The organism is Bradyrhizobium sp. CCBAU 11434 (assembly GCF_028128895.1).
Classification (GTDB): Bacteria; Pseudomonadota; Alphaproteobacteria; order Rhizobiales; family Xanthobacteraceae; genus Bradyrhizobium; species Bradyrhizobium zhengyangense.
Map to the genome: position 1 here is coordinate 69,527 of NZ_LBJX01000098.1, position 23,503 is coordinate 93,029.

20 protein-coding genes and 1 pseudogene are annotated in these 23,503 nt (G+C 63.6%); 2 read left to right on the plus strand and 19 right to left on the minus strand.

Features of this window, described 5'->3' with window-relative positions; all coding sequences use genetic code 11:
- Positions 1 to 62: 62 nt before the first annotated feature.
- The 6 genes and pseudogenes from XI06_RS29660 to XI06_RS29685 form a co-directional block, all read right to left on the minus strand.
- The gene (locus tag XI06_RS29660; RefSeq protein ID WP_237890670.1) at positions 63 to 230 is read right to left on the minus strand and encodes a hypothetical protein; all 168 of its coding nucleotides are present in this window, start codon (positions 228 to 230) and stop codon (positions 63 to 65) included.
- A gap of 166 nt (positions 231 to 396) precedes the next feature.
- Positions 397 to 2,910 (minus strand): M56 family metallopeptidase, encoded by a 2,514-nt coding sequence (locus tag XI06_RS29665; protein ID WP_237866071.1) that lies wholly within the window; start codon positions 2,908 to 2,910, stop codon positions 397 to 399.
- A complete protein-coding gene (locus XI06_RS29670) occupies positions 2,907 to 3,299 on the minus strand; it encodes a BlaI/MecI/CopY family transcriptional regulator (RefSeq protein ID WP_237866072.1) in 393 nt (130 codons plus the stop codon). Before XI06_RS29670 ends, XI06_RS29665 begins: the two co-directional genes overlap by 4 nt.
- Positions 3,300 to 3,633: 334 nt before the next feature.
- Complete coding sequence (locus XI06_RS29675) at positions 3,634 to 5,286, minus strand: NAD-dependent malic enzyme (protein WP_271607090.1); 1,653 nt, start codon at positions 5,284 to 5,286, stop codon at positions 3,634 to 3,636.
- A gap of 293 nt (positions 5,287 to 5,579) precedes the next feature.
- Positions 5,580 to 6,577, minus strand: a pseudogene (locus tag XI06_RS29680) (tripartite tricarboxylate transporter substrate-binding protein).
- 102 nt (positions 6,578 to 6,679) lie between these two features.
- Positions 6,680 to 9,019, minus strand: coding sequence for a mechanosensitive ion channel domain-containing protein (locus tag XI06_RS29685; RefSeq protein ID WP_271607091.1), 2,340 nt, complete (start codon positions 9,017 to 9,019; stop codon positions 6,680 to 6,682).
- 807 nt (positions 9,020 to 9,826) lie between these two features.
- Here XI06_RS29685 and XI06_RS29690 point away from each other — a divergent pair.
- Positions 9,827 to 10,708, plus strand: coding sequence for an MBL fold metallo-hydrolase (locus XI06_RS29690; protein WP_237866075.1), 882 nt, complete (start codon positions 9,827 to 9,829; stop codon positions 10,706 to 10,708).
- A gap of 228 nt (positions 10,709 to 10,936) precedes the next feature.
- Here XI06_RS29690 and XI06_RS29695 read toward each other — a convergent pair whose 3' ends face one another.
- The 9 genes from XI06_RS29695 to XI06_RS29735 all read right to left on the minus strand — a co-directional run bounded on the left by XI06_RS29695 (position 10,937) and on the right by XI06_RS29735 (position 19,432).
- The gene (locus XI06_RS29695; protein ID WP_237866076.1) at positions 10,937 to 11,974 is read right to left on the minus strand and encodes a patatin-like phospholipase family protein; all 1,038 of its coding nucleotides are present in this window, start codon (positions 11,972 to 11,974) and stop codon (positions 10,937 to 10,939) included.
- Positions 11,971 to 12,900 carry a polyphosphate kinase 2 family protein gene (locus XI06_RS29700; RefSeq protein ID WP_237866077.1) on the minus strand — a complete coding sequence of 310 codons (930 nt, stop codon included), beginning with the start codon at positions 12,898 to 12,900 and terminating at the stop codon, positions 11,971 to 11,973. The genes XI06_RS29695 and XI06_RS29700 overlap by 4 nt, the downstream gene beginning before the upstream one ends.
- A complete protein-coding gene (locus XI06_RS29705; protein WP_237866078.1) occupies positions 12,860 to 13,879 on the minus strand; it encodes a branched-chain amino acid ABC transporter permease in 1,020 nt (339 codons plus the stop codon). Before XI06_RS29705 ends, XI06_RS29700 begins: the two co-directional genes overlap by 41 nt.
- Positions 13,876 to 14,757 carry a branched-chain amino acid ABC transporter permease gene (locus XI06_RS29710; RefSeq protein ID WP_237866079.1) on the minus strand — a complete coding sequence of 294 codons (882 nt, stop codon included), beginning with the start codon at positions 14,755 to 14,757 and terminating at the stop codon, positions 13,876 to 13,878. Before XI06_RS29710 ends, XI06_RS29705 begins: the two co-directional genes overlap by 4 nt.
- Before the next feature lie 7 nt (positions 14,758 to 14,764).
- Positions 14,765 to 15,469: an ABC transporter ATP-binding protein gene (locus XI06_RS29715; RefSeq protein WP_237866080.1), complete on the minus strand. Its 705-nt coding sequence runs from the start codon at positions 15,467 to 15,469 to the stop codon at positions 14,765 to 14,767.
- Positions 15,469 to 16,239, minus strand: coding sequence for an ABC transporter ATP-binding protein (locus XI06_RS29720; RefSeq protein WP_237866081.1), 771 nt, complete (start codon positions 16,237 to 16,239; stop codon positions 15,469 to 15,471). The genes XI06_RS29715 and XI06_RS29720 overlap by 1 nt, the downstream gene beginning before the upstream one ends.
- Positions 16,240 to 16,269: 30 nt before the next feature.
- Positions 16,270 to 17,580: an ABC transporter substrate-binding protein gene (locus tag XI06_RS29725; protein ID WP_271607092.1), complete on the minus strand. Its 1,311-nt coding sequence runs from the start codon at positions 17,578 to 17,580 to the stop codon at positions 16,270 to 16,272.
- 92 nt (positions 17,581 to 17,672) lie between these two features.
- Entirely contained in the window at positions 17,673 to 18,377 is a 705-nt protein-coding gene (locus XI06_RS29730) for an NUDIX hydrolase (protein ID WP_237866083.1), read from the minus strand.
- A gap of 29 nt (positions 18,378 to 18,406) precedes the next feature.
- The gene (locus XI06_RS29735; RefSeq protein WP_237866084.1) at positions 18,407 to 19,432 is read right to left on the minus strand and encodes an ABC transporter substrate-binding protein; all 1,026 of its coding nucleotides are present in this window, start codon (positions 19,430 to 19,432) and stop codon (positions 18,407 to 18,409) included.
- 136 nt (positions 19,433 to 19,568) lie between these two features.
- On the opposite strand from XI06_RS29735, the gene XI06_RS29740 reads away from it, so the two are divergent.
- Positions 19,569 to 20,018 (plus strand): cupin domain-containing protein, encoded by a 450-nt coding sequence (locus XI06_RS29740; RefSeq protein WP_237866085.1) that lies wholly within the window; start codon positions 19,569 to 19,571, stop codon positions 20,016 to 20,018.
- A 50-nt stretch (positions 20,019 to 20,068) separates the two neighbouring features.
- Here XI06_RS29740 and XI06_RS29745 read toward each other — a convergent pair whose 3' ends face one another.
- Genes XI06_RS29745 through XI06_RS29760 form a run of 4 tightly spaced genes read right to left on the minus strand, consistent with a single transcriptional unit; the run spans position 20,069 to position 23,413 of the window.
- Positions 20,069 to 20,842, minus strand: a complete 774-nt coding sequence (locus XI06_RS29745) for an anti-sigma factor family protein (protein WP_237866086.1) — start codon at positions 20,840 to 20,842, stop codon at positions 20,069 to 20,071.
- On the minus strand, positions 20,839 to 21,357 hold the full coding sequence (locus XI06_RS29750; RefSeq protein ID WP_237866185.1) for a sigma-70 family RNA polymerase sigma factor: 519 nt from the start codon (positions 21,355 to 21,357) through the stop codon (positions 20,839 to 20,841). Before XI06_RS29750 ends, XI06_RS29745 begins: the two co-directional genes overlap by 4 nt.
- A gap of 40 nt (positions 21,358 to 21,397) precedes the next feature.
- Positions 21,398 to 22,867 carry a YncE family protein gene (locus tag XI06_RS29755; protein WP_271607093.1) on the minus strand — a complete coding sequence of 490 codons (1,470 nt, stop codon included), beginning with the start codon at positions 22,865 to 22,867 and terminating at the stop codon, positions 21,398 to 21,400.
- A 9-nt stretch (positions 22,868 to 22,876) separates the two neighbouring features.
- A complete protein-coding gene (locus XI06_RS29760) occupies positions 22,877 to 23,413 on the minus strand; it encodes a DUF305 domain-containing protein (RefSeq protein ID WP_237866088.1) in 537 nt (178 codons plus the stop codon).
- Between the last annotated feature and the right edge of the window lie 90 nt (positions 23,414 to 23,503).

A 23,503-nucleotide genomic window follows, 5' to 3' on the forward strand; every position in this document is an offset into this window, starting at 1 on the left:
GCGCCGGCTGTGATGAATCCACCACAGTCACCTGTCCTGAATCGACACAAAATGGCGAGAAATCAGCCCGATACGACGCGCCAGATGACCGGGCGCGTCTCCGGCCGCGCCTCGCCGGTCTCGACCTCACCCCTCATGAGCCGCGCGAGCTCGCGTCGATAGAGCAGCCGCCAGCCGGTTTTCAGGCTGGCAAGAAAGTCGAGCTCCCGTTGCGTCAGCATGCACATCATGAACCCGATCCGCCTGCGGGCCGTCCCTGAGGTCCCTAGCCGGCGCCCGCATCGAACATCCGCGGCAGACTGCCAAGCGTAATGTTACACAGCGTAACGGTTGCGGCAGACGGGCGCAAGCCGGGATCGGCCGCCTGCGCCCCTGATCACGACAACGCGAACGCAGCTAGAAATTGGGCCCGAGCGCGATCTTGGTGATCGTCCCATTCCTGACGCCGATGCGCCATTCCGCCGAGCCGTTGGCGAACTGGGCGAGATAGATGTCGCTGTCGAGCGCGGTGACGCCGCGGAACGAGACGGCGCGCAGCGCACCGAGCCGAGCCAGGATCGCCTGGTCGAACGGAAGCTGCGCACGCGTGATGTTGGCGACCTCGCTCGTCATATGATCGTAGTCGGGCTGCCCCTGGCCGATGCCTTCGATATAGTGCCGCAGCATCACCTCACCATTGGCGATCGGAACGGCGCGCCGCGCGGCGCGTCCCTGCCGCGCGAGAAGGTTCGAGGCCTCGACATTGTGGAAGCGCGTCTGCCGGCCCGGCACCAGGATCTCCATGCACTTGCCCGACTTGTCGGCAATGACCCACGGATTGTTCACGCTGGTCAGCGTCGCCCAGGTCATATCCGACCTGACGACGCTCTGCGCCCTGCGCTCACCATTCGCATCGAGATTGAAGACCTGAATGTCGTCCGCGGTCTCGTTGTAGAGCATGATCCTGATCGGCGACGTGCCGGCGCGGCCGCGCACGTTCGCCTCCTCCGAACAGGGGACGATGCCGCCGAGCTCGTCGTTGCCGTCGGGCCGGAAGATCACGTCGCCGGCCTTGCCGTCGGGCTCGATCAGCAGGCGGAATTCCGCGGTGCCATTCTCGAACTTGGCGCCATAGATGTCGTAGCCACCGGGCCCGACGCCGCGGAAGAAGATCGACTCGACCGCGCCGAGCGCTGCAAAGGTCGCGCGCAATTCGTCGAGGCGACGGTGGATATTGGCCGCCAGCGGCGCGCTCATGCGATCATAGCTCGGCGTGCCGCGGCGCAGATCCTCGATTCCTTTCAGGATCATCTCCTTGCTGCCGGCCGCCGGGACCTGCTCCCTGAACCTGTCAGGCACTTCCGCCAGGCGCCGGGCGAAGTCGGCCTCGATCGCCTGGGCCTGCGCCGCGTCGATCCGCGGCGCGAGGCGAGCGCCGGACGCGGCGTTCTGGACCAGCACGCGCGAGACCGAGGCTGCATCGTCGCGCAGGAAGATCAGGAGATGATCGCCATGGACGGAGAACGCGTCAGTGCCCTCGGCCAGCACCGCCGATCGGCCCTGCCCGGTCTCCTGCACCTGCAGACCATCGCCGTCGCGCCTGATGGTGAGCACGCGGCTCGGCGCAATCTTGTACCAGCCGACATATTGATCAAGCGACACCGGATCTGTCGTCGATGCCGGCATCTCGGCGACGTTGATAGCGCGCACGTCGCGGCCGTTCATATGCAGCGTCAGCTCGGACGAGCGGCGCTCCATATCAACAGCGAACGTGATCTCGCCAAATGAGGCCGCGTAGGACGCGGTGCCGTCGCCTGCAACGGTCAAGCGCAGCTTGCGCTGGCCGGTGAGCTGACCGTAGAGGTCGTCGCCCTCGCGGAAGATCGCGAACACCGAAGCCGGGCCCATGGCGTAGAAATTGACCAACGGATGGTAATGCTCGGCCGGCACCTGACCGATATCAGAACCTGATGGCACAGGATCCGGCGTGCGGTAGGCGATCATGCCGGCCGACACGATCACGACAGGCACGATCGCCGCCGCGATCCACAGCCGCTTGCGCCAGCCGACCGCCACGGGCATGGCGGCAGCGGCGATGATGCGTTCGACCCGTGCGCGCACGGTCGAGACCTGCGCCATCGCAAGCTCCATCGGCCGCGGCTTCACCGACGTCGCGACATCGAGCAGGATTTCCGCATAGGACAGCCGGTCGTCGATCATCTCGATCGCGCGGGCATCGCTGATGATCTCCGCAAGCTCGGCCAGACGCGCCAGCTGCCACCACGAGAACGGGCTGAACCAGAACACCACGCGATTGAGCGAGGCGAGCAGCAGGACGTAGAAATCCCTGTTGGCGACATGCGCGCCCTCATGCGCGAGCACCGCGAGGCGCTTCTTGGCGTCCCAGCCGAAAAACTGCGGCGGCACCAGGATGGTCGAGCCGAAAGTGACGGGGCCGCCGACGTCGCGACTGACGCGCACGTCCGCTCCGATCAGGCCTTTCACCGGCTTTGCCGCGCGCGCAAGACGCCATGTCAGGCAAAGGCCGATCGCCAGCCGCATCAGCAACAGGCCTGCGACGCAGGCATAAACGGTGGTGGCAATTGTCCACCAGTCGATCGGGATGCCATGCTTTGCCATCGGCGCGATGGCCGCACCTGATGCGGTCGGCAAGGACGGCTGCGGCCGGTCCAGCATCGCGATATCGGCCGGCCAGACGTCATCGGGCACTGGCACGGACAGGGGCAGCCGGTCGATGGTGAGCGTCGGCCAGTGCATCACGAACGGCATCGCCAGCGATGCCAGCAGCACGACCACCCACACCGTCATATGAACGTGCGGATTGCGCACACGAAAAAGGATGAGACCGATCCAGACGACGCCTCCCAGCGCGAAGGAGCGTAACGCCGCCTCAGCCAGAGCCGCGATCATTCTTTTTTCACTCCCCTCGCCTTCTTCGCCTTGGCCACCTGGTCGGCCAGCGCGCGCAATTGCTGCTGGTCGAGCATCGCATTGTCCACCATGCCGACGAGGACCTCCTCCATCGAGCCGTTGCAGAACCAGTCGACGATGCGCTGCACCGCCTTGGCCGCGACCCGGGCGCGCGCCTCGGTGGCGTGGTAGACGTAAGTGCGTCCGTCAACCGTGTGGCGAGCATAGCCTTTTTCTTCGAGGCGGCGCAGCACCGTTCGCACCGTCGATTCCTTCAGACGCCGCGATAGACGCTCGCGCACGATTTCGGCCGTGACCGGCCCATGGGCCCATACTATCTGCATGACCTCGTGCTCGAGATCGCCCAGGTCGGGCAAACGATCGTCCATGGTGGCTTACCTATTGAGATTCTTGTAACGCTACGAAGCGTCGCACATAAGGCCACGGCAGACAATTGCGATTGCGGTGATGCCGACCGGGCCGGGGAAAGGCTCTTGATGAGGCAGGCAGGGTGCCTCGCCCCTCACCCGGATCGCCCTGGACGGTGCTTCGCATCGCCGAGGCGATCCGACCTCTCCCCGCAAAGAGCGGGGAGAGGTTAGGCACATCAACTCGGCGCGCGCGGTAAGGAGCGCACGCGCTTCTCTCACCCCCTCGCCCCGTTCTCACGGGGAGAGGGTGGGATGAGGGGCTGCCTCCGCGGATTCGACCGCATTGTGAGCGTCAGTATTTCGGCTCGTACATCTGCGACTGGACCAGGCCCTTCACGTCATTGGGCGCAGGCCCATCGGCGAGCCCTCGCTGAAAAGCGACATCAGCCACGGCCGCCGCAATGCGGGCCGAGACCTCGCGGATGCGCGGCAAAGCCGGATACAGGCTGCCCTGATCGAGATCCTCCTTGCCGACGCAATTGGCGAGCGTATGAGCGGCCGCCATGAACATCTCGTCGGTCACGAGCCGCGAGCGGCTGGCGATGACGCCGAGGCCGACGCCGGGGAAGATGTAGGAGTTGTTGCCCTGGCGCGGCACGAAGGTGCGGCCATTGAGCGTCACCGGGTCGTAGGGACTGCCACAGGCGAACAGCGCGCGGCCCTCGGTGTAGCGATAGGCATCCTCCGCCGAGCATTCCGCCTTCGAGGTCGGGTTGGACAGCGCGAACACGATCGGCTGTTCGTTGAGCTCGGCCATCGTCTTGAGCACCTCGGGCGTGAAGGCGCCGCCGACCGCGGCAACGCCGATGATCGCCGTCGGCTTGAGCGTCTTGATTGCGGTGAGGAAGTCGGCGATTGGCGCCTGGTCGGTGTGGGCATAGCGGAGCTTGTGGCCGTGCAGGCCGTCGCGGCCGCTGACGACGAGGCCACGGGAATCCACCAGCCAGTTGCGACGGAGCGCCTGGGCCTCCGTTGCGCCCTCCGCCACCATGGCGGAGACGACGAGATCGGCGATGCCGGTCGCCGCCTCGCCAGCGCCGAGGAACAGGATGCGCTGGTCCCGGAGCTTGCCGCCGCTGATACGCAGCGCCGAGAACAGGCCGGCGAGCGCGACGGCCGCGGTGCCCTGGATGTCGTCGTTGAAGACGCAGGCTTCGTCCCGGTATTTGTGCAGCAACTTGAACGCGGAATGATTGGCGAAATCCTCGAACTGGATCAGCACGCCGGGGAAGGTCTTTCGCGCGGCGGTCATGAACTCGTCGACGAAGCTGTCATAGGCTTCGCCCGTCAGCCGCCGTTCGCGCAGACCGAGATAGTAGGGATCGCTCAGCAGCTCCGCGTTGTTGGTGCCGACGTCGAGCACGATGGGCAGGCACTGCTCGGGATGCACGCCGGCGCAGGCCGAATAGAGCGACAGCTTGCCGACGGGAATCCCCATGCCATTGGCACCGAGATCGCCAAGTCCCAAAATGCGTTCGCCATCGGTGACGACGATCAACTTGGCCTGATAGGGCCAGTTCTTCAGGATCTCGGCGATCTGGCCGCGATCGTGCGAGGAGATGAACATGCCGCGCGGCCGCTGGAAGATCAGGCCATATTTCTGGCAGGCGAGCCCGACCGTCGGCGTGTAGATGATCGGCTGGATCTCGTCGATATTGTCGACGACGACGCGGAAGAACAGCGCCTCGTTGCGGTCATGCAGCGCGTTCAACGCGACGTATTTTTCCAGATCCGTCGGCAGCGAACGCAGATTGATCAGCACGCGCTCGACCTGCGCTTCGATCGTCAGCACGCAGGGCGGCAACAGGCCGCGCAGGCCGCGCGCGGCGCGCTCGGCTTCCGTGAAGGCCGTGCCCTTGTTGAGCAGGGGGTCGCGCAGCAGCGTCATGCCTTGCGCGGAATCGGATGATGTCGAATGGGCGCTGACCCGAGCAGGTCTATTCACGAATTCCCCCAGGGAGTTTCTTATTGAAGGGCGAGCATTGTCGGCCAGCGGTCCATCGAGATCAAGGACGTTGCCCCCTGGGCCACGATTGTGATCTCGCACCGCAGCGAGGTTTTCGCGAACGATCCGCAGGTTGCTCTCTCCCCTCGTCATTCCGGGGCGCGACGAAGTCGCGAGCCCGGAATCCATTCATCCACTAACTCTGCCGCCCGATGGCTTCCGGGTTCGCGCTGACGCGCGCCCCGGAATGACGAGAAATCCTCAAGATGAGGACGAAATGTGCCGCAACAGCTCTACTCCGGCCTGATATCCGCAGCTTTCACGACAGGCCACCATTTCTCGATCTCGGCCTTCTGGAAGGCGCCGAGAGCTGCGGGCGATTGCTGGTCCACCGGCGGAATCTCCTGCCCAAGTTCGGCAAAGCGCTGCCTGACGGCGGGATCGGCAAGAGCTGCGACAATGGCTGTGTTGAGCTTTGTGATAGTCTCCTTCGGCGTATTCTTCGGTGCCCAGATGCCGTGCCAGTAGGAGATGTAGAGACCGGGTAGCCCGGCCTCGTCGACGGTCGGAATGTCGGGCGCGGATGCAAGCCGCGTCGGCGAGGTCACGGCGAAAGCTTTGATCGCGCCACTCTTGACATGCGGCAGCGAATTGGTGGCCTGGTCGAACATGATGTCGATCTGTCCAGCGACGAGGTCGATCATCGCCGGCCCCGCGCCACGATAGGGCACGAACTGGAAGTCGGTGCCGGTCCTTTCCTTGAAGAAAACGCCGGCGACATGCGCGCCGGTGCCGGCGCCAGCCGTGCCCGCGGTGGCCTTGCCGGGATTGGCCTTTAGCCAGGCGATCATCTCTTTCAGGCTGTTTGCCTCGAGCGACTTCCGGCCGACAATCAGCTGCGTGCCCATCGCGACCAGCGCGACGGGCTCGAAATCGGCGAGCAAATCGTAGGGCAGCTTGAAGATCGCGCCGTTGAGCACATGCGTGCCCCAATGGCCGATGGTGTGGTGGTGCCGTCGGGCGCGGCCCGCGCGACGCGGGCGCCGGCGATACTGCCGGAGGCGCCGGCGACGTTCTCAACCACGATCGTCGCATGCAGATCGGCCGCGATCCGTTCCGACAGGATCCGCGCCAGCGTATCGGTCGGCCCGCCCGCCGCGAACGGGACCACGAGGGTGATGGGCCGAGAGGGGAACGATTGCGCACCGGCCGGTGCGGTCCACGCCGCGCATCCGATCACCGCGCACACGACGATTACATGACCGCGCAATCCGGCCCACAGCCCCCGCATCACTCTCTCCCACCGTTCTTGACGTCCGCATGTCGTCAGCGGACTGGAGGGCGAGTGAACGCCGCCGGTTGAGCGGAGGCAAGGCGGAAATTTACCGCGTACCTATCCGGCTGCCCGTCTTGGCGTCAGGTTGGCGGCGAGATCGACCGGCGGTGCGACATGCATCAAGATGGTCTGGGTCGCTGATGCGACCTCGATGCCGTTCTGCTGGAAGCGCTGCTTCATGCGACGGTTGAATTCGCGCTGGACCGGCCAGCGGCCAGCCTCGGTGCAGCGGATCTGGCCGACGATCGAGACCATGGCACCATCGACCTTGTCGATGCCCCAGAGCTCGAGGTCGCCGCGGATCAGCGGGCGGAAGTCGGGCTCGCGGCGCATCTCCTCGACGATCTCCTTGAGGATCTGGCCGGCGCGATCGGTGTCCTCCTTGTAGGCGACGTTGACGCTGACGGAGGCATTGCCGGCACCACGGCTGGCATTGGTGATGGTCGTCACCGCGCTGAACGGCACGATGTGCACGGCGCCGTCACCCGCACGTAGGCGAATGGTGCGGATCGAGACGTTCTCGACCACGCCAGTAAGCCCCGACACGCTGACGGTGTCGCCGACCTGCACCGTGTTCTCCAGCAGCAGGAACAGGCCGGTGATGAGATCCTGCACCAGCTTCTGCGAGCCGAAGCCGATGGCGATGCCGACGATGCCGGCGCCGGCGAGCAGCGGCGCGACATTGACACCGATCTCGCTGAGTGCCGTGAGGCCGACCACGGTGGCGATGAGGCACAAGAGCGCTGTCCGCAGCATCGGCTGAAAGGTGCGCAGGCGCGCGGCGCGGGCATAATGTCCGTCGCGCGACAGTGTGTTGATCTGGCGATCCAGCAGCGCATTGCTGGCCTCCCAGATCGCCGCAGCGATGACGACGGCGACGCCGATCGTCGCAACGGCAGAGAGCAGCCGGCTGCCGATCTGGCCGCCATAGAACCAGACGATGGCATCGACGCCCCAGACCTCGAGAACCGCAACGAAGCCGACGAAGGCGATCGCGCCGGAGACGATCTTGCGCAGCAGCGGCAGATAGCGATTGGCGCGGATCTCCAGCCCCGGAAAGCGCTGGAGGATGTCTGGCCGGATGCGAAAGCCACGATCGATCAAGCTCAGCGTCACCATGATGGCGACCCGCGTGATCAGCACGACCGCGATGGTGCCGACGAAATATTGCAGTAGCAGCGAATAGCCGTTGTGGATGTTGAGCGCCCAGACCGCCCACAGGGCCAGATCGAGCGCGATCGCCAGATAATGCCAGCCGCCGGCGATGCGGTTGCGCAGACGCGCCGCAATCCCCTGCCGATCCGCCGGCGCGCGGATGGCGTCGGCGACCTGGCGGCGGCATTGCAGGATGATGACGACGACGAACAGATGCACGACCAGCATGACCATGCGAATGAGCGCGGCGTAGCCGGCACGATGAAGGCCGAGCAACAGCGCCACATTGGCGAACGCAATGCCGGTCACCGCGACACCGACAATGCGGCGCGCCCAGATCTCGATATAGGCCGCGGTCTCGGCCCGCGCCGGAAACAGGCCGAAGGGCCCGGCCAGGGCGCGGATGACGCAGATCAGCCCGCGCGAGAACGCGTAGGCGTTGACGACCGCAAGGATCACGAGACGGACGGTAGCGGGCTCGCCGATCTCCGTTCCGAGCAATGCGGTCGAGATGCCAAGGAAAGCAACGACCGGTAGCAGTTCGAATAGCAATCGTCCCAGCACCAAGGGCAGCCGCAGCATCAGCTGCCAGACACGCGCAAGGCTGTGCCGTCGCTTGTGCAAATCTGGCTCGGGCGTGACATCGGCGACCGATGACGGTGGATCGGCGATGGGCAGCGCCTGCACCGGCAGGCGTGCAGTCTGAGGCACGCGCCCTTCGAGGAAAGCGACCGGTCGCCGGATCAGGCGGACGCCAACCCATTCGGCCGTGAACGCGCAGCCGAACACCAGCGCCAGCTTCCAGCCGATCTCGATCAGGAGATTGTAGGCATCAGGGTCGTCAGCGGTCCGGACAATCCAGTAGTAGAACGCCCAGAAATGCGTGAGCGTGCGCGCCATATCGACGACATCGCGCGAGATCTCTCCGATCTGTTCGGACACCGTGAGCAGAAGCTGGGCGCCGAGGCCATCGGCCGCGAGCGGGATCGGCAACTTCTGCTCGGGCGCGCGCGGTGCGGCCTGCTGCGGGCCAGACGCATTGGCGATCGCCCGCAACGTATCGATCATTTGCGCGCGCTTCTTGTCGTCCTGGAGCGTGTCCAGCGCCCGCCTCGCCTCGTCAGGCGACAGTGCGACCGCGCTCCTGGGGGCAGGCGCAGGCGTATCAGCGCGGGCTCCGGAGAACGACGAGATGGCGAGGAAGAGCGCTGCGAGAAGCGCCGAGGCAAGCTTGTGCGACACGCGGATTCCCCAAAATAAATGAAGCGCGCCGGCGGAATCGGGACCGCGCGAAGCACTGCGTCATGTCGGATCGGCGCTATTCGCCCCGATCGTGTGTCGGAAATTTGCCGATCAGGCGGCCATCTCTTGGCATTTCCCGCAACGCAAACGGTGGAACCGCGTCATGGTCAATGTTGCAAAGGCGTGCAAAATTGCTGATCGGAATTCGGGGCATCAAATGGCAGATTTCGATCGGCGCGAGCTCATGCTTGCGGGAGCTGCGCTCCTGCTCGGCACGCCGTCAGCGATCGCACAGAGCGGACCCAGCTTCATCTATCGCGGCATCACACGCTGCACGACAAACAGCCGATCTACTATCAATGGATCGGTGATCTCTTCGGCCTGCAGAAGAAGGCGTAGCCACCGAGGCGGTTTACAAAACGCACAGCGCCGGGCAGGTAGGGGCTCTGCCTTGCTGATGCAGCCCACTAAACCTTGACCCGGCGTGCCGTTCGCGGTTTCTGCCGCTATGCGATAGTCCGAACGAGCTCCATCGCACTTAACGCGGCTGGATTTGCGGAGGTGGAGTCATAGACCTCCCCTTGCTCATGAGGTGGACGTTACGCGTCGCGCTGATCGCGACCACAGGCATGCTCCTCCCGTGACATAAAACTGTCAAGCGGGATCGATGTCCCCAAGGATCACATTTGCACAGCTGTTCCGCGACAGACTGTCCGGGTGAGAGCGCGGAATAAATCCCTCTCCGCAGCGTTTGTGTGAGAGACAATTCTCCCTCTTCCCCGCCATCCTTTTTTCAGAAAGCCAGAGATGAAAGCATTATCTTGCATCGCCGTTCTCGCGGCCCTCGTCACCGGTTCAGCTTTTGCGCAAGCGCCACAGACCTCGACCAAGAAGGTCGACGGCACCGACAACGTCTACATCTTCCGCTATGGCGGCCATCAGTCGATGTTCGTGGTGACGCCGAAAGGTGTGATCGCGACCGATCCGATCTCCTATTTGCGTCCGGCAAAGCCCTATATCGACGCGATCAAGGCGGTCACCGACAAGCCGATCAAGTACGTCATCTACAGCCACCATCATTACGATCACATCGCCGGCGGCCAGCCGTTCAAGGACCTCGGCGCCACCTTCATCGCGCATCGCCGCACCAAGGAGCGGCTGCTCGAATTGAAGAAGCAGAATTCGCTGCTGGCCGATATCGTCATGCCGGACCAGATCGTCGACGACCAGAAGATCATCACGCTCGGCGGCACCACGCTGGAGCTCGACTATGTCGGCCGCAACCATTCCGACAATTCGCTCGTGATGCGGCTGCCGAAGGAGAAGATCGTCTTCGTCGTCGACTTCGCGCCGATCGAGAGCGTCCAGTTCCGCAACATTCCTGATAACGCCTCGCCGCTCGAATATATCGCTTCGCTGAAGAAGCTGGCCTCGCTCGACTGGGAGCGCATGATCCCCGGCCATCCCTATGCCGGCGGCCGGCTGGGCACCAAGAAAGATGTCGAGGACGACATTGCCTACATGGAAGACCTCTCGACCGAGGTGAAGAAGGCGGCTGATGCCGGCAAGTGCTTCGACACCGCGATGAAGGAAGTGAAGCTGCCGAAGTACGAGAAGTGGGCGAATTACGAGGCGAGCCTGCCAGCCAATATCGAGCGCTTCTGCTACTGGTGGGGCCGGGGATACTAGCGGCGTGCACAGAAGTCGCAGGGTGGGCACAGGCGCGTCAGTGCCTTGCCCACCCTGCGAGACCTGCCGCGATGATGGCATCATGCACGTGTTTTGCCCGACGGGTCAATCGATTTTTCTATAAATCCGAATATCGGGTGCATTCGCCGGCAGGCCACTGATTCCATGCCCCCGGCTACTGTGCATGGGGTTGTTTTCGCAACCTTTGTCGATGGCCGGCCGAGCGGCCTAGAGAAACATGTCTGTCAGGTCGACCGTCGAGGCCCTTCCGATCCGGTCAAAGTTTTTCGTCAGCCAGCTTCGCGCGGCCTCGCGGCCCTCATCGCGCAGGCGACACAAGAGGCTCCATTCGGGATGGAACTGCGTCGCCGTTCCGAGTTGCGACATCAGCTGGTCGTTTCCGATCCAGTGCATGAACATGCGGCTATGCGTATCGCGATCGAGCTCGCCGTTGTCGATAAGCCGGGTCGCGAAGGCAATCGCGCGCATCTCGCGCATCAGTGACGAATTGAAGCTGATCTCATTGATGCGATGGAGGACGTCGGCGGCGCTTGCCGGAAGCTCGTCACGCCGGATCGCGGTCACCTGCACGATGATGACGTCGTGACTGCCCTTGCGATAGATCAGCGGAAAGATCGCGGGATTCCCGAGATAGCCGCCATCCCAATAGTGCTCGCCGTCGATCTCGACCGCCTGGAAATATGGCGGCAGGCAGGCCGACGCGAGCACCGCCTCAGCGCTGAGCAGCGGCGTCTGGAATACCTTGATCTTGCCGGTTCGCACATTGGTGGCGTTGAGAAAGAGCTGCGGTGCGTCCGGCGACGAATTGAGCCGCTCGAAATCGATCACGCGTTGCAGCAAGGACCGGAGCGGATTCAAGTGGAATGGGTTGAGCAGGTTCGGCGGCACCGTATGCGTCAGCGTGTGGATGAAGGCATGGACGGGGTGATATTCCGGCGGCAGCTTGAGGGCCTGGATCAACTGGTTGACTGGTGAGAACAGGTCATAGACCTGGTCCATCCGCGAGACCTCGTTCCAGAACGCATGCAGGTTCTGCCGCGCAGCCTCGGCTCCGCCGATAGCCATGCCCGAGGCAAGCGCCACGGCGTTCATCGCGCCCGCGCTTGTGGCGCTGATCGCCTCGATTGCGAGCCTCCCGTCCTCGAGCACCTGGTCGAGCACGCCCCAGACGAAGGCGCCGTGCGCGCCGCCGCCCTGCAGCGCGAAGTTGACGTTCTTCTGGTTCCTGGTCTCGGGAGCGGTCATTTTTCGCGCTTCCGTCCGCCCTTCCCCTCGCTCTCCAGCGCTTTTCGAACATCGGCAAACTCACGCAGCGAGGCCTTGTCGGCACGGGGGAAGCGCAGGTCCAGCTTTTCCAGCTCCGCGACGATGACGGAGCCGATCACGACGCGCGCGAACCATTTGTGGTCGGCCGGCACGACATACCAAGGCGCATGCGGCGTCGCGGTGTGGCGCACGATGTCCTGATAGACCGCCTGGTAGCGCGGCCACAGAGCACGCTCCTCGATATCGCCCATCGAGAATTTCCACTGCTTGCCCGGCTCTTCCAGCCGGTCGAGAAAGCGCTTGCGCTGCTCCTCCTTGGAAACGTTGAGGAAGAATTTCAGCACCACGGTGCCGTTGCGCATCAGGTAGCGCTCCCAGGCGGCAATGTCCTCGAACCGCTCCTTCCAGATGTTCTTGGTCACGAGCTTTTGCGGCAGCTTCTCCTTGACGAGCAGCTCCGGATGCACGCGCGTCACCAGGCATTCCTCGTAATGGGAGCGGTTGAAGATGCCGATATGGCCGCGCTCCGGAAGCGCGACCACGTGGCGCCAGAGGAAATCGTGATCGAGTTCCTTGCTGCTCGGTGCCTTGAAGGCGGAGACCTCGCAGCCCTGCGGATTGATGCCCTCGAAGATCGCCTTGATCGCGCTGTCCTTGCCGCCGGCGTCCATGGCTTGGAATACGATCAGGACCGACCAACGATCCTGCGCGTAGAGCTTTTCCTGGAATTCGACGAGACGCTTCTTGTTGGCGTCGAGAATCTCCTGCGCCGCCTCCTTGTCCAGATCGCCCCTCGCGTCGGTCTTGTAGTCTTTCAGGTGAAACTTACCGGACCCGTCATGGCGGAATGGCGTGATGTAGCGGTCAAGTTCCTGGGCGAGCGATTTGGACGGCTTTTTGCTCATGAGCGCGGGGCACCTTGCGTTGCGGCTTCAATCGATCGAGCAGGCTACCAAGGATGCCCTTCGGAAGGAATATGATGAAAAGCACCAACAGCACGCCGTAGACGAGATTGTCCCAGCCGACCGCCCTGGTGCCGAAGCCGATACGCAAGGTTTCCGCGAGCAGGATGGTGATGACGGCACCGACGGTCGGACCCAGCGAGACGAACAGACCGCCGACAATGGCCGCGAACACCATCTGCAGCGACACCGCGATGCCGGAGACGGTGTCGGGCGTGATGAACATCTGGTACTGGCAATAGATCGCGCCGGCCAGCGCCGTCATCAGGGCGCTGATCAGCGTGATCTTCAGCTTCTCCGCGGTGACATTGACGCCGGCGGCGGCAGCGGCGTCCTCGTCCTCCGATATCGCCTCCAGCGCGTAGCGGCTCATGCTGCGATCGATCAGATGCCAGACGACGATGCCGCCGAGCCAGACCGCAAGCGCGATCAGGTACCAAGTGGTCTTGTCGTCGAATTGCAGCGCCAGCAGCTTGTTGCCGGACGCGCGGTTCGGCGTGTAGCCGAGCGAGCCGCCGGTATAATCGCGCGTTGCCGTGATGACCTGAAGCACGATGCCTGACAGCGCCAGCGTCACCAGCACGAAATAGTGTCCGGTGATGCGGAAGCGGAAGCAGGGATAGCCGACGATCAGCGCCAGCGCGCCGGCCGCGACCATGCCGATGGGAATGCCGATCCATGGCGACAGGCCGAGATGGTTCCACAAGAGCGCGGTGACATAGGCGCCGATGCCCATGAAACCGCCGTGCCCAAGCGAGACTAGGCCGAACCGCCCCATCATCGACCACGATGTGTAGGCGAACGACCAGATCAGGATCAGCACCAGAATGTGCAGATGATAGGGATCGCGATATACGAAGGGCAGCGCGACCAGCGCCGCCAGCCCGATCCCCCACGCTGCAAATCGCCCCTGCCCCGTCATCGGCGCCTCGCGAGCAGGCCCGCGGGCCGGATGAACATCATGACGATGAAGAAGGCAAAGGCGAGCACGTAGCCCCATTCGAGATCGGAGAACAAGCCACCAAGCGAGATAATCTCGGCGAACACGAACGCGGCGATGAAGCCGCCGATGAAATTGCCGAGGCCGCCGAGCACGCAGATCAGGAAAGTGATCGGGCCGAAGGAGAGGCCAACGAAGGGATGCACGTCATATTGCAGCACGAGCAGGCAGGCGGCGAGCCCGGCCAGCCCGCCCCCGATCGCGGAGGTTATGAGATAGATGCGTTTGGTATCGACGCCCATCAGCGCCATGATCTGCCGGTCCTGCGAGATGGCGCGGATCGCCGTACCGGTGAAAGTGCGGGTCATGAACAGATAGACCGCGACCATGCCGACCAGCGCCGCCAGGAACGAGAGGAGGCGTGCATAGCTGAAATTCATGTCGCCGAACGCGAGCACCGGCAGCCGGATGCCGAGGTTGCGGAAGTCGATGCCGAAAGCGACGGTGGCAAAGCTCTGCAGCACGAACAGCACACCACCGGTGGCGAGCAATTGGTTGATCGGCGGCGCGGTGAGCAGCGGCGCGATCACCAGATAATGCAGGAGAGCGCCGAGGATCGCGACGAGCAGGATAGTGAACGGCGCTGCGATGAAATAGCTGATGCCGTAATACTGGACCATGAAATACATGGCGTACATGCCGATCATCACCAGCTCGGCGTAACAGATCCAGGTCACGTCGATGACGCCGAAGATCAGGTTCAGCCCGAGCGCAAGCAGCGCCAGCACGCCGCCGAGCAGGATGCCGTTGATCACGGCTTCCAGCAGATAGATGTCGAAGATATCCAGAAACGCCTGCATATGCCGCTCACACCCCGAGATAAGCTTCCTTGACCGTGTCGCTCGCCAGCATCTCCGCCGAGCTACCGGACGCCCTGATCGTGCCGGCCTCGATCAGATAGGCACGGTCGACCACCTTCAGCACCTGCTGCACGTTCTGCTCGACGATCAGCACCGTCAGCCCGCTGGCGCGGATCCGCTTGACGAGCTCGAACACCTGCTGCACCACGACCGGCGCCAGCCCGGCCGATGGCTCATCGAGCAGCAGAAGCTTTGGCTTCGACATCAGTGCGCGGCCGATGGCGCACATCTGCTGCTCGCCGCCGGACATGGTGCCGGCCATCTGGTGGCGGCGCTCCTTCAGCCGCGGAAACAGATCGAACACGACCTCGAGCCGCTCGGCATAATGGCCGCGCGCCTCCTTCATGAAGGCGCCCATCTTGAGATTGTCGTCGACCGAGAGCTGCGGAAACAGCCGCCGGTTCTCCGGCACATGCGCGATCCCGAGGCTGACAATCTTGTGCGGCGGCGTCGCGAGGACGTCGACACCCTCCATCGCGATCGATCCGCGCGAGGGGCGGATCAGGCCGGAGATGACGCGCATCAAGGTGGTCTTGCCGGCGCCGTTCGGGCCGATCACGCCCACTGCCTCGCCAGCCTTGACCTCGAGATGGACGTCGAACAGCGCCTGGAAGGTGCCATAGCCGGCGCTGACGCTACGGAGCTCCAGCATCATTGACCTCCCGCGCGACGGCGCGCTTCGGCGGCCGCGGCCTGGGTGGTCTCGGCATCGGTGCCGAGATAGACCTCGATGACGCGCGGATCGCCGGCAACCGCGCTGGGCAGCCCCTCCGAGATCTTCTCGCCGTGGTCGAGCACCATGACGCGGTCGACGACGCGCATCAAAACGCCCATGATGTGCTCGACCCAGATGATGGTGATGCCGAGCTCATCGCGGATGTTGCGCAGCATGTCCGCCGCCTGGTCCATCTCGGCCTCGTCGAGGCCGCCGAGGCTTTCGTCTGCGAGCAGCAGCTTGGGCGCGGTGGCGAGCGCCTTCGCAAGTTCGAGCTTCTTCAAACCGGCCGCGCCGAGGCCGTCGACGCTGGCATGACGATCGGCCGGCAAGCCCACCATCCTAAGCGAGCGCTCGGCCGCTTCCTCGGCCTTGACGCGGCTATGGCGACCCTGGCCATAGAAGCCGGCAAGGGCGACGTTCTCGAAAATGGAGAGGCGGCGAAACGGCCGCGGGATCTGGAAGGTGCGACCGACGCCGCTGTTGATGATCCGGTGCGGCGCGAGGCCCGCGATCTCCGAACCATCGAACAGGATCGATCCGGCGCTCGGCGAAAGCGTGCCTGAGAGCATGTTGAAGATCGTGCTCTTGCCCGAGCCGTTGGGGCCGATCAGGCCGAGGATCTCGCCCTGCTCGACCCTGAACGACACGTTATTGACGGCGGTGAAGCCACCGAACCGCTTCACGAGCCCGCTGACCTCCAGCACCGTCCCGCTCTCCTTGTCAAAAGTATTGCGCTACTGGTTGCTGTAGGTGGTGCCCTTCGGCAGCGGCAGCACGGCTTCGCGCTGTGCCTGGCTCTTCGGCCAGACCACCGAGGACTTATCGTCGATATACTGGATCACGACCGGGAATGACCGTTCGTTCTGCCCCGCCATTGGCGTGCCCTCGCCAAAGAACTTGACGCCGAAGCCGAGCATGGTGCCGCCCTCTGGGATGTCGGTGTCGAGCGCAGCCTTGCGCAACGCCTCCGGATCAATCCCGCCATACTTCTTGATGGCGCGCGGCAGCACATCATCCATGAAGACGTAGGTGTTGGACGCACCGATGCCGACATGGGCGGAGCGGATGGCGACGCCGGGCCTGATCTTGTCGAACTCCTCGCCGATCATCTTGATGACGGGCGCAAGCTTCGGATCCATGGTCTTCTGGTTGGCGAGCCAGATCGAGATCGGATCGGTGTCGAAGAGATAGTTGGCGTCGGCGCCAAGGCCCTCTTTCAGCTTCTCATAGACCCCGTAGCCCGCGCCATGGCCGACGAGAGCCGCGAATTTCAGCCCCTGTTCGCGCGCCTGCCGCAGCAACAGGGTGATGTCGGGGTTGTAGCCGGTGTGGAAAACGACATCGGGCTTGGCGCGCTTCAATTTGGTCACCAGTGCCGACAGATCAGGCGCGGTGGCGGAATAGCCTTCCTTCAGCACGACGTTGAAGCCCGCTTTCTTCGCGCCGGCCTCATTGCCCTCGGCAACGTCGACGCCATAGGCGCCGTCCTCGTGGACGATGGCGACACGCAGGTCGCTCGGCTCCTTGCCGAACTTCGCCTTGGCGTTCTGCGCGATGAAATCCATCGTCATCGTGCCGAATTGATCACCGCTCGCCTGCGGGCGGAAGACGTATTTGTAGTTCTTGTCGGCAACCACGGCGGATGAGATGCAGGTCGTGATCCACATGAACTTCTTGAGCTGCTCGACGCGGGCGGCAACCGGCACGCATTGCGCCGAGGAGAAGAAGCCGAGCACCATGTCGACCTTCTCCTGCTCGAGCAGGCGGACGGATTCGTTGATGGCGACGTCTGGCTTGCTCTGCGCGTCGGCGTAAACAGCCTCAACCTTGTAGCCCTCGACGCCGGTCTTGGTGAAATGGTCGAGGATGATCTTGGTGCCGAGATATTCGAGCTCGGAGCCGCCACCCGCAAGCGGGCCGGTCAGGTCGAAAATCACGCCGATCTTGATTTTCTTGTCTTGAGCCTGGGCCGAAACGGTCAAGCCCATCGCTGCAATCGCGATCAACAGCCCACGTACCAAGCGGGCAGCCATGCGCAGGCGCATCTAAACCTCCCTGGACGATTGTGCATTGCAGTTTCTTGTTTTGCTTTTCGCCCATCACATGGGCTGCGTCGCGCGATGTCAAGCCTTGCGCTTCAGCGCGAGGCGAACTGCTGCGCGATAAAGGCCGTGACAAACCGCGGCATGGTGGGGGTGAGATCATCGATCCCGCGCACGAGATGAATGGCCGAAAGCTCCGGCTCAGCCTGGCGAGCCAGATTGGCTTCGATCCGCGCACGAGCCGCCTCCCCCGGCATGTCCAGGTTGAGGATCTGGATCATTGCAAGCGCGGTGCCGGTAACGACACAGTGCCAGTCGGCCTCGGCCGAGTAATCGGCAGGCGAGAGACCGGTCTCTTCCTGGAGTTCGCGGACGACGCTGCCGGGAATGTCGAGGGTGCCGTCCCTGACATCGTCGAGGTCGGGGGTACCCGACGCGAAATAGATGCGTCCGGCATTGGCCGTGTGATGTGCCATCTCGCCCATCACAAAGGCGCCATCGGAGGTGCGCAGCGCCCCCATGCCGAAGCCGTTGAACACGGCAGGGTCGGGAAAGCCCCAGTCGCGCCAGGCCAGGAAGCTCGCGAAATCCGTCTCGAAATAGGTCGCCGAGAGATGACCGTCCGTGAATAAGGCATCGCGCCCGAGCAAAACCCGGCCGTTCCAGAGCTTCGGCCGCGCGCGCTGCTGCTCGGCGAAGTGCGCGGTGATCTCATCCCGCCGTTCCTCGGCAAACGGCCAGACGACGGGGTGCACGGCAAGATCAAGCGTCGTGACGCGATGAATGGAGGGTGACGTCATGACGCCTGATTACCAAGCTTTCGCGTCAGTTATTTGGCGCTGCCCGTGGTCTTCTTCGCCTGTTCGACAAATTTGTTCGTAAATGTCTTGCTGACGTCGATCTTGGCGTTCGCGACCTCGGGCGAGCCGACGCTGAACACCGCGAGCACGGCGTCTGCGCCCTTCGGGTCCATCTTGCCGGTCTCGGAGAACATCGGGATCGTGTTCTTCAGCGCGGCGAGATAGAGGTCCTTGTTCTTGCCAACCATCTCCTCCGGCATCTTCGCCATGATTTCCTCGGGCGAGTGCGAATGGATCCAGGCGAGCGTCGACAGCATCGCGTTGGTGAGCGCCTGCACCTCCTTCTCGTGGCCAGCGACCCAAGCCGCCGTCGAGTACAAGGCGCCACCCGGATATTCGCCGCCGAAGGTCTCGAGCGTGTCCTTTTGCGTCCGGGTGTCGCTGAGGATACGCAGGTCCGGATGGCTGCCCTTGAGCACGGTGACCGAGGGATCGAGCATGACTGCGGCGTCGATCTGCCCCTGCTCCATGGCAGCCACCGCGGTGGCGCCGAGGCCGACGCCGATCACGGCGGTGCCGGCGGGATCGATCCCATTCTTCTTCAGAAGATATTTCAGGAAGAAATCGGTGGAGGAGCCGGGCGCACTGACCCCGACCTTCTTGCCGGCAAGATCCTTGATCGACTTGATGTCCGCCGTGTGCGAGGGCGCAACGACCAGCACGAGGCCCGGATAGCGGTCATAGACCACGAACGCCTGCAGCTCCTGCTTCTTGGCCGCCAGGTTGACGCAATGGTCGAAATAACCCGAAACGACGTCCGCGCTGCCGCCGAGCACGGCCTTGAGCGCGTCCGAGCCGCCCTTGAGGTCCACGAGGTCGACATTGAGGCCGGCCTTCTCGTACTCGCCAAGCTGCTTGGCCAGCACCGTCGGCAGATAGCACAGGCAGGCGCCGCCGCCGACCGCAACCGTGATTTTGGTTTGCGCTGCGGCAAGCGAGGTGGTGAGCGTCAGCGCAAGCAGCGCGCCCGCGAGCCTCGCAATCGTGTTCTTCATTGGTTTCCTCCGTTCGGCTGGCGGCACCATAGAGCAGCAGGGCTGGCTTGAGAAGGACGCCCAACTGCACTGGCCATCAGCCTTTTGGCGCAATAGCATGCGCCCACAACAACAATCTCTGATGGGAGGATCATCCATGAATCGCCTTGTTGCCGGGCTGTCGATCACCGCCGCCTTCGTCGCCGGATGCAGCGCGACCTATTTGCTTGGGCCCGCGCTGGCCGCCGAAAACATCACAGCGCAGATCATCCACACCGGCGAGATGGAAGGAGATGCACTGGGCCCCGCCAACCAGGTCGGATACCGCTCCAAGACGTTCATGACCGCGGATGGCTCGACCGTGTCGATCCAGGTCGGCAATGTGCCGAAGCACCTGCATCCCAACACCAATGAGATCCAGTACATTCTTGATGGCACCGGGACGATCTGGCTCGGCGACAAGGAAGTGACGGTGAAGCCGGGCGACCTCGTCATCATCCCCAAGGGCACGCCGCATGGCGGCACCAAGCCAATCAGCGGCCAGGTCAAGGCGATCGCGATCAAGACGCCGCCGCAGGCGCCTGACGACGTCAAGCTGCTGGATTGAGGTTGCGCGATCCGGGCTCGCGCCAGCGCGCGGGCCCCTTTTTACGAAAGCTAGATCGGGCCTGCCTGCTTCCGGATTTCGTTCGCGATCGGCTTGAGGATCTCCCCCGAAAGCTGGCCGACGAGCGTATAGCCCATGCCACGGTCCGCCCACGCGAAGCCCGCGACGTCGCCGGCCACGTGCGGAAGCATCGGCGTGTCCCGACCACCGCTGCTCATTGGACGTGTCAGCACGACGAGACGGTCGCCCCGATCGTCGTCATACATGAACATCGCGGCCGGGCCGTGCGACGTTGCAACCAGGCGTCCGCCCATCAGCCGATAGCCTGACACCGAGAGGTCCGGCACCTTGATCGGCTGCTGCAGCCGGTTGGAGACCCACCGCGTGAGCTCAGCACTGTCGGAGGCCCGTATCTCGACCGGCCGGACACGGTCCGGTGCATAGACGTTGTAGGAGTAAGCGGCCTCCTGAGCCAACGACGACAGCCCATTCGATCCCTCCTGGAGCAGGCTACGCATGGACCAGCCGCCGACAGCGCCGATACCGAGGAGCAAGACCGCCGCAATCGCACCCCACCCCCGCACAGGACGCCGCGCCCGATTCTCGATGATGCGCGACAAATTCAGCTCCGCCGGCAAAGGCTCGTCGGCAATTGAGGCGAGCGCGCCCCGCAACTGTTCGCGCTGGGTAGTGAAGGCCGCGACGCGCCCGGCGACATCAGGATGATCGTCGAGATAGGATGCGACCTCCGCGCGACGCTCGGGCTCGAGCGCCTGGTCCACATAGGCGTGAAGATCATCCTCAGTGATCGGCCGCTGGCTCATTTCACGCTCCGCAATGCCACGACATTTCCTGGCGCCACGCCATCCATCTCCTGCTGCAGCCTCTCCCGCGCGCGCGACAGTCGCGACATCACGGTGCCGATGGGAACGTTGAGGACCGCTGCGGCATCCGCGTAGGAGAGATCCTCGACCGCAACGAGCAGCAAGGCGGCCCGCTGCTCTTCCGGCAGCCTCGCAAGCTTGCCCAGAACATCCTGATAGATAAGCCTTTGCTCCTGCCCGGCCGCGCTGACGAGTTCCTGCTCGCCTGCTTCGTCGATCGGCATATGTCTGCCCCGCGCTATCGCCTGGCGGAATTGCGTGACCGCCAGATTGTGGAGGATGGTGAACAGCCAGGCGCGCACGCTGCCGTCACGCCGTTGATGCCATCGGCTGACGGCGCGCTCCAGGCAATCCTGGACCAGATCATCGGCCGCCGCGCGGTCGCGCATCAGCGCGCGCGCATAGCGGCGGAGCGCGGGGATCAGCGGTTCGACCTGAACCAGCATGTCCTTCATGATGCGCTCCGCCTGCTCTCCATCGCCGTTCGGCTGGACGTCATTGCGCCTCGATCTGGACGGCATCGCCGGGCATCGCCGCGTCGGCGGAGGCAATCACGAGATAGCGCCTCGCGGGGGCAGCAGAACGGTCGACAATCTGCCGGATCGGGCCGGCCGCATTGACGATAGCCGATCCGGCCGGGTTGGTCATGAATGCCGCCAGAGGCTGCAATTTACCACTTCCGTCGCCGTGGTCCGCCAGCGCAAGCACATATTTCTGCTTGGGCTGAAGTCCTGTCACCGAGGCTTGCAACACCTGAATCAACCCCTGATCGAACAGCGACACGCTGGTCGCCGTCTTGCCATCCTTGGTGCCATCCTTCGGCATGAGCGCAAGATGAGCAACCTGGCCGGCAACGCCGAGTGCCTGTAAGTTCTCGCGGTCATCCGGATTAGGTGCGGCGTTTGGGACATAGGCGATTGCTTGCGGCGCCTGGCCGATGGGGACGTTGGCAACGACCTTGTTGGTCGTACTATCGATGACTGCAAGCGCGTCGGCGTTCTCCAATCCCACATAGACGCGAGTGCCGTCGCCGGACGGCCAGACGCCGTGCGGGAGATTGCCGACGGGAATCGTCGCGACCTGCGAGAAATCGTCGGTGCGGAACACTTTCACCTCGTTCAAACCGCCGATTGTGACGTAGGCGAACGTGCCCTGGGCGGTGTGCGCGAAGTTGACGTGATTGGTGATCGGCCCGGTGTCGATCGTCTTGATCGGGTTGAACGGCGGCTTGGCGTTGAAAACCTGGGTCCGGCCGACATCCTTCAGCGTGAACCAGACCTGGCTGCCATCCGGCGTCGCCGCGATGTTCGGGCAGAACGGGCTCTCCTGCTTCACCGTGGCGATGATCTTGTGCTCGGCGACCGATACGACATCGGTCTCGGGATTGAAGGACGAGCAGATGTAACCGTACTTGCCGTCGGGTGAGAAGATCTGCATGCCCGGCCCGTTCGGGGTCGTGATGCGGGTTTTCTCTTCAAAGCTCCCGGGGTCGATGACGGAGATGTAGTTCTCACCGCGCACGGTGACCCAGACCTCCTTGCCATCGGGCGTAAAGAATGCCTCGTGCGGCGATCGTCCGACGTAGGTGATGTGCTTCACCGAGTTGGTCGCGGTGTCGATGAACGTCACCGAGTTCGAGCCGATCGAAACCACGGCGAGTGTCTTGTGATCGGGCGAGAAGCCCATGCCGTGCACAAGCACCTGGCCCTTGTAGAGCGGGCTGAAATTGCCGGGCTGTGGGTCGCCCAGACGGATCACACCAAGCAGCTTGTTGTCGGCGGGGTCGGTGACGGAGACCGTATTCGAGAACTGTTCTGCCGCGTAGACGCGGTCGTGGTGGCTAATCGGGATATCGGGAGCCGACAATCCGCCCGGCGCCTGTCCCGCCCGTGCGAGCGAACCCGTCGCGAGCATGGTGGCCGCCAGAAGAACGCTCTTCCCGATCGTGTTTCTTAAACTCGTCATGCGTGGCTCCTATTTCTTCATTCCGGCAGACATATCCATCTGCATGCTGGGATGGTGATGGACGTCGGCGACTGGAACGGATTGCGACTGAGTCGGCGCAGGCGTCGTGTCCGTCGCGGGCTCACCGATCGCGAGCTTCATGGCCGCGATCTCCTGCATCTGGTCGACGATGATTTCCTGAGCGATGCGCCGCAACTGCTCGTTCTTGCCGTAACGCAGCTCGATCACCGCCATGTCGATCGCGCCCTGATGATGCGGATTCATCATCGCGACGAAGTCGCGATCGATGTCGCCGGTCGGCTTGGCGGCCATGTCGTTCATCATCTTGGTCATGGCGGCGTCGTTCTCCTGCAGGAACGCACTTTCCTCTGCGCTCAGGGCAGCCTGTGGAGCGGCCGGGTGCGCTTCATGGGCGAACACCAGCGGAGGCACCGCGAAAGCGACAAGGATACGCGCGGCAAACAGCGTCGTGCCAAGACCGGGCCTTGGCCATCGGCATCTGCTTGCGAGCGCCGCAGCGACGCGGTGAAACGGGGACGGGTGCATCCAAAACTCCCATGCAGGCGGTTGCATGGGGCTATGACGCGTGGCCGTGCGTTCTATTCCGACCGGCCAATCACATAAATGTCAGCAGTC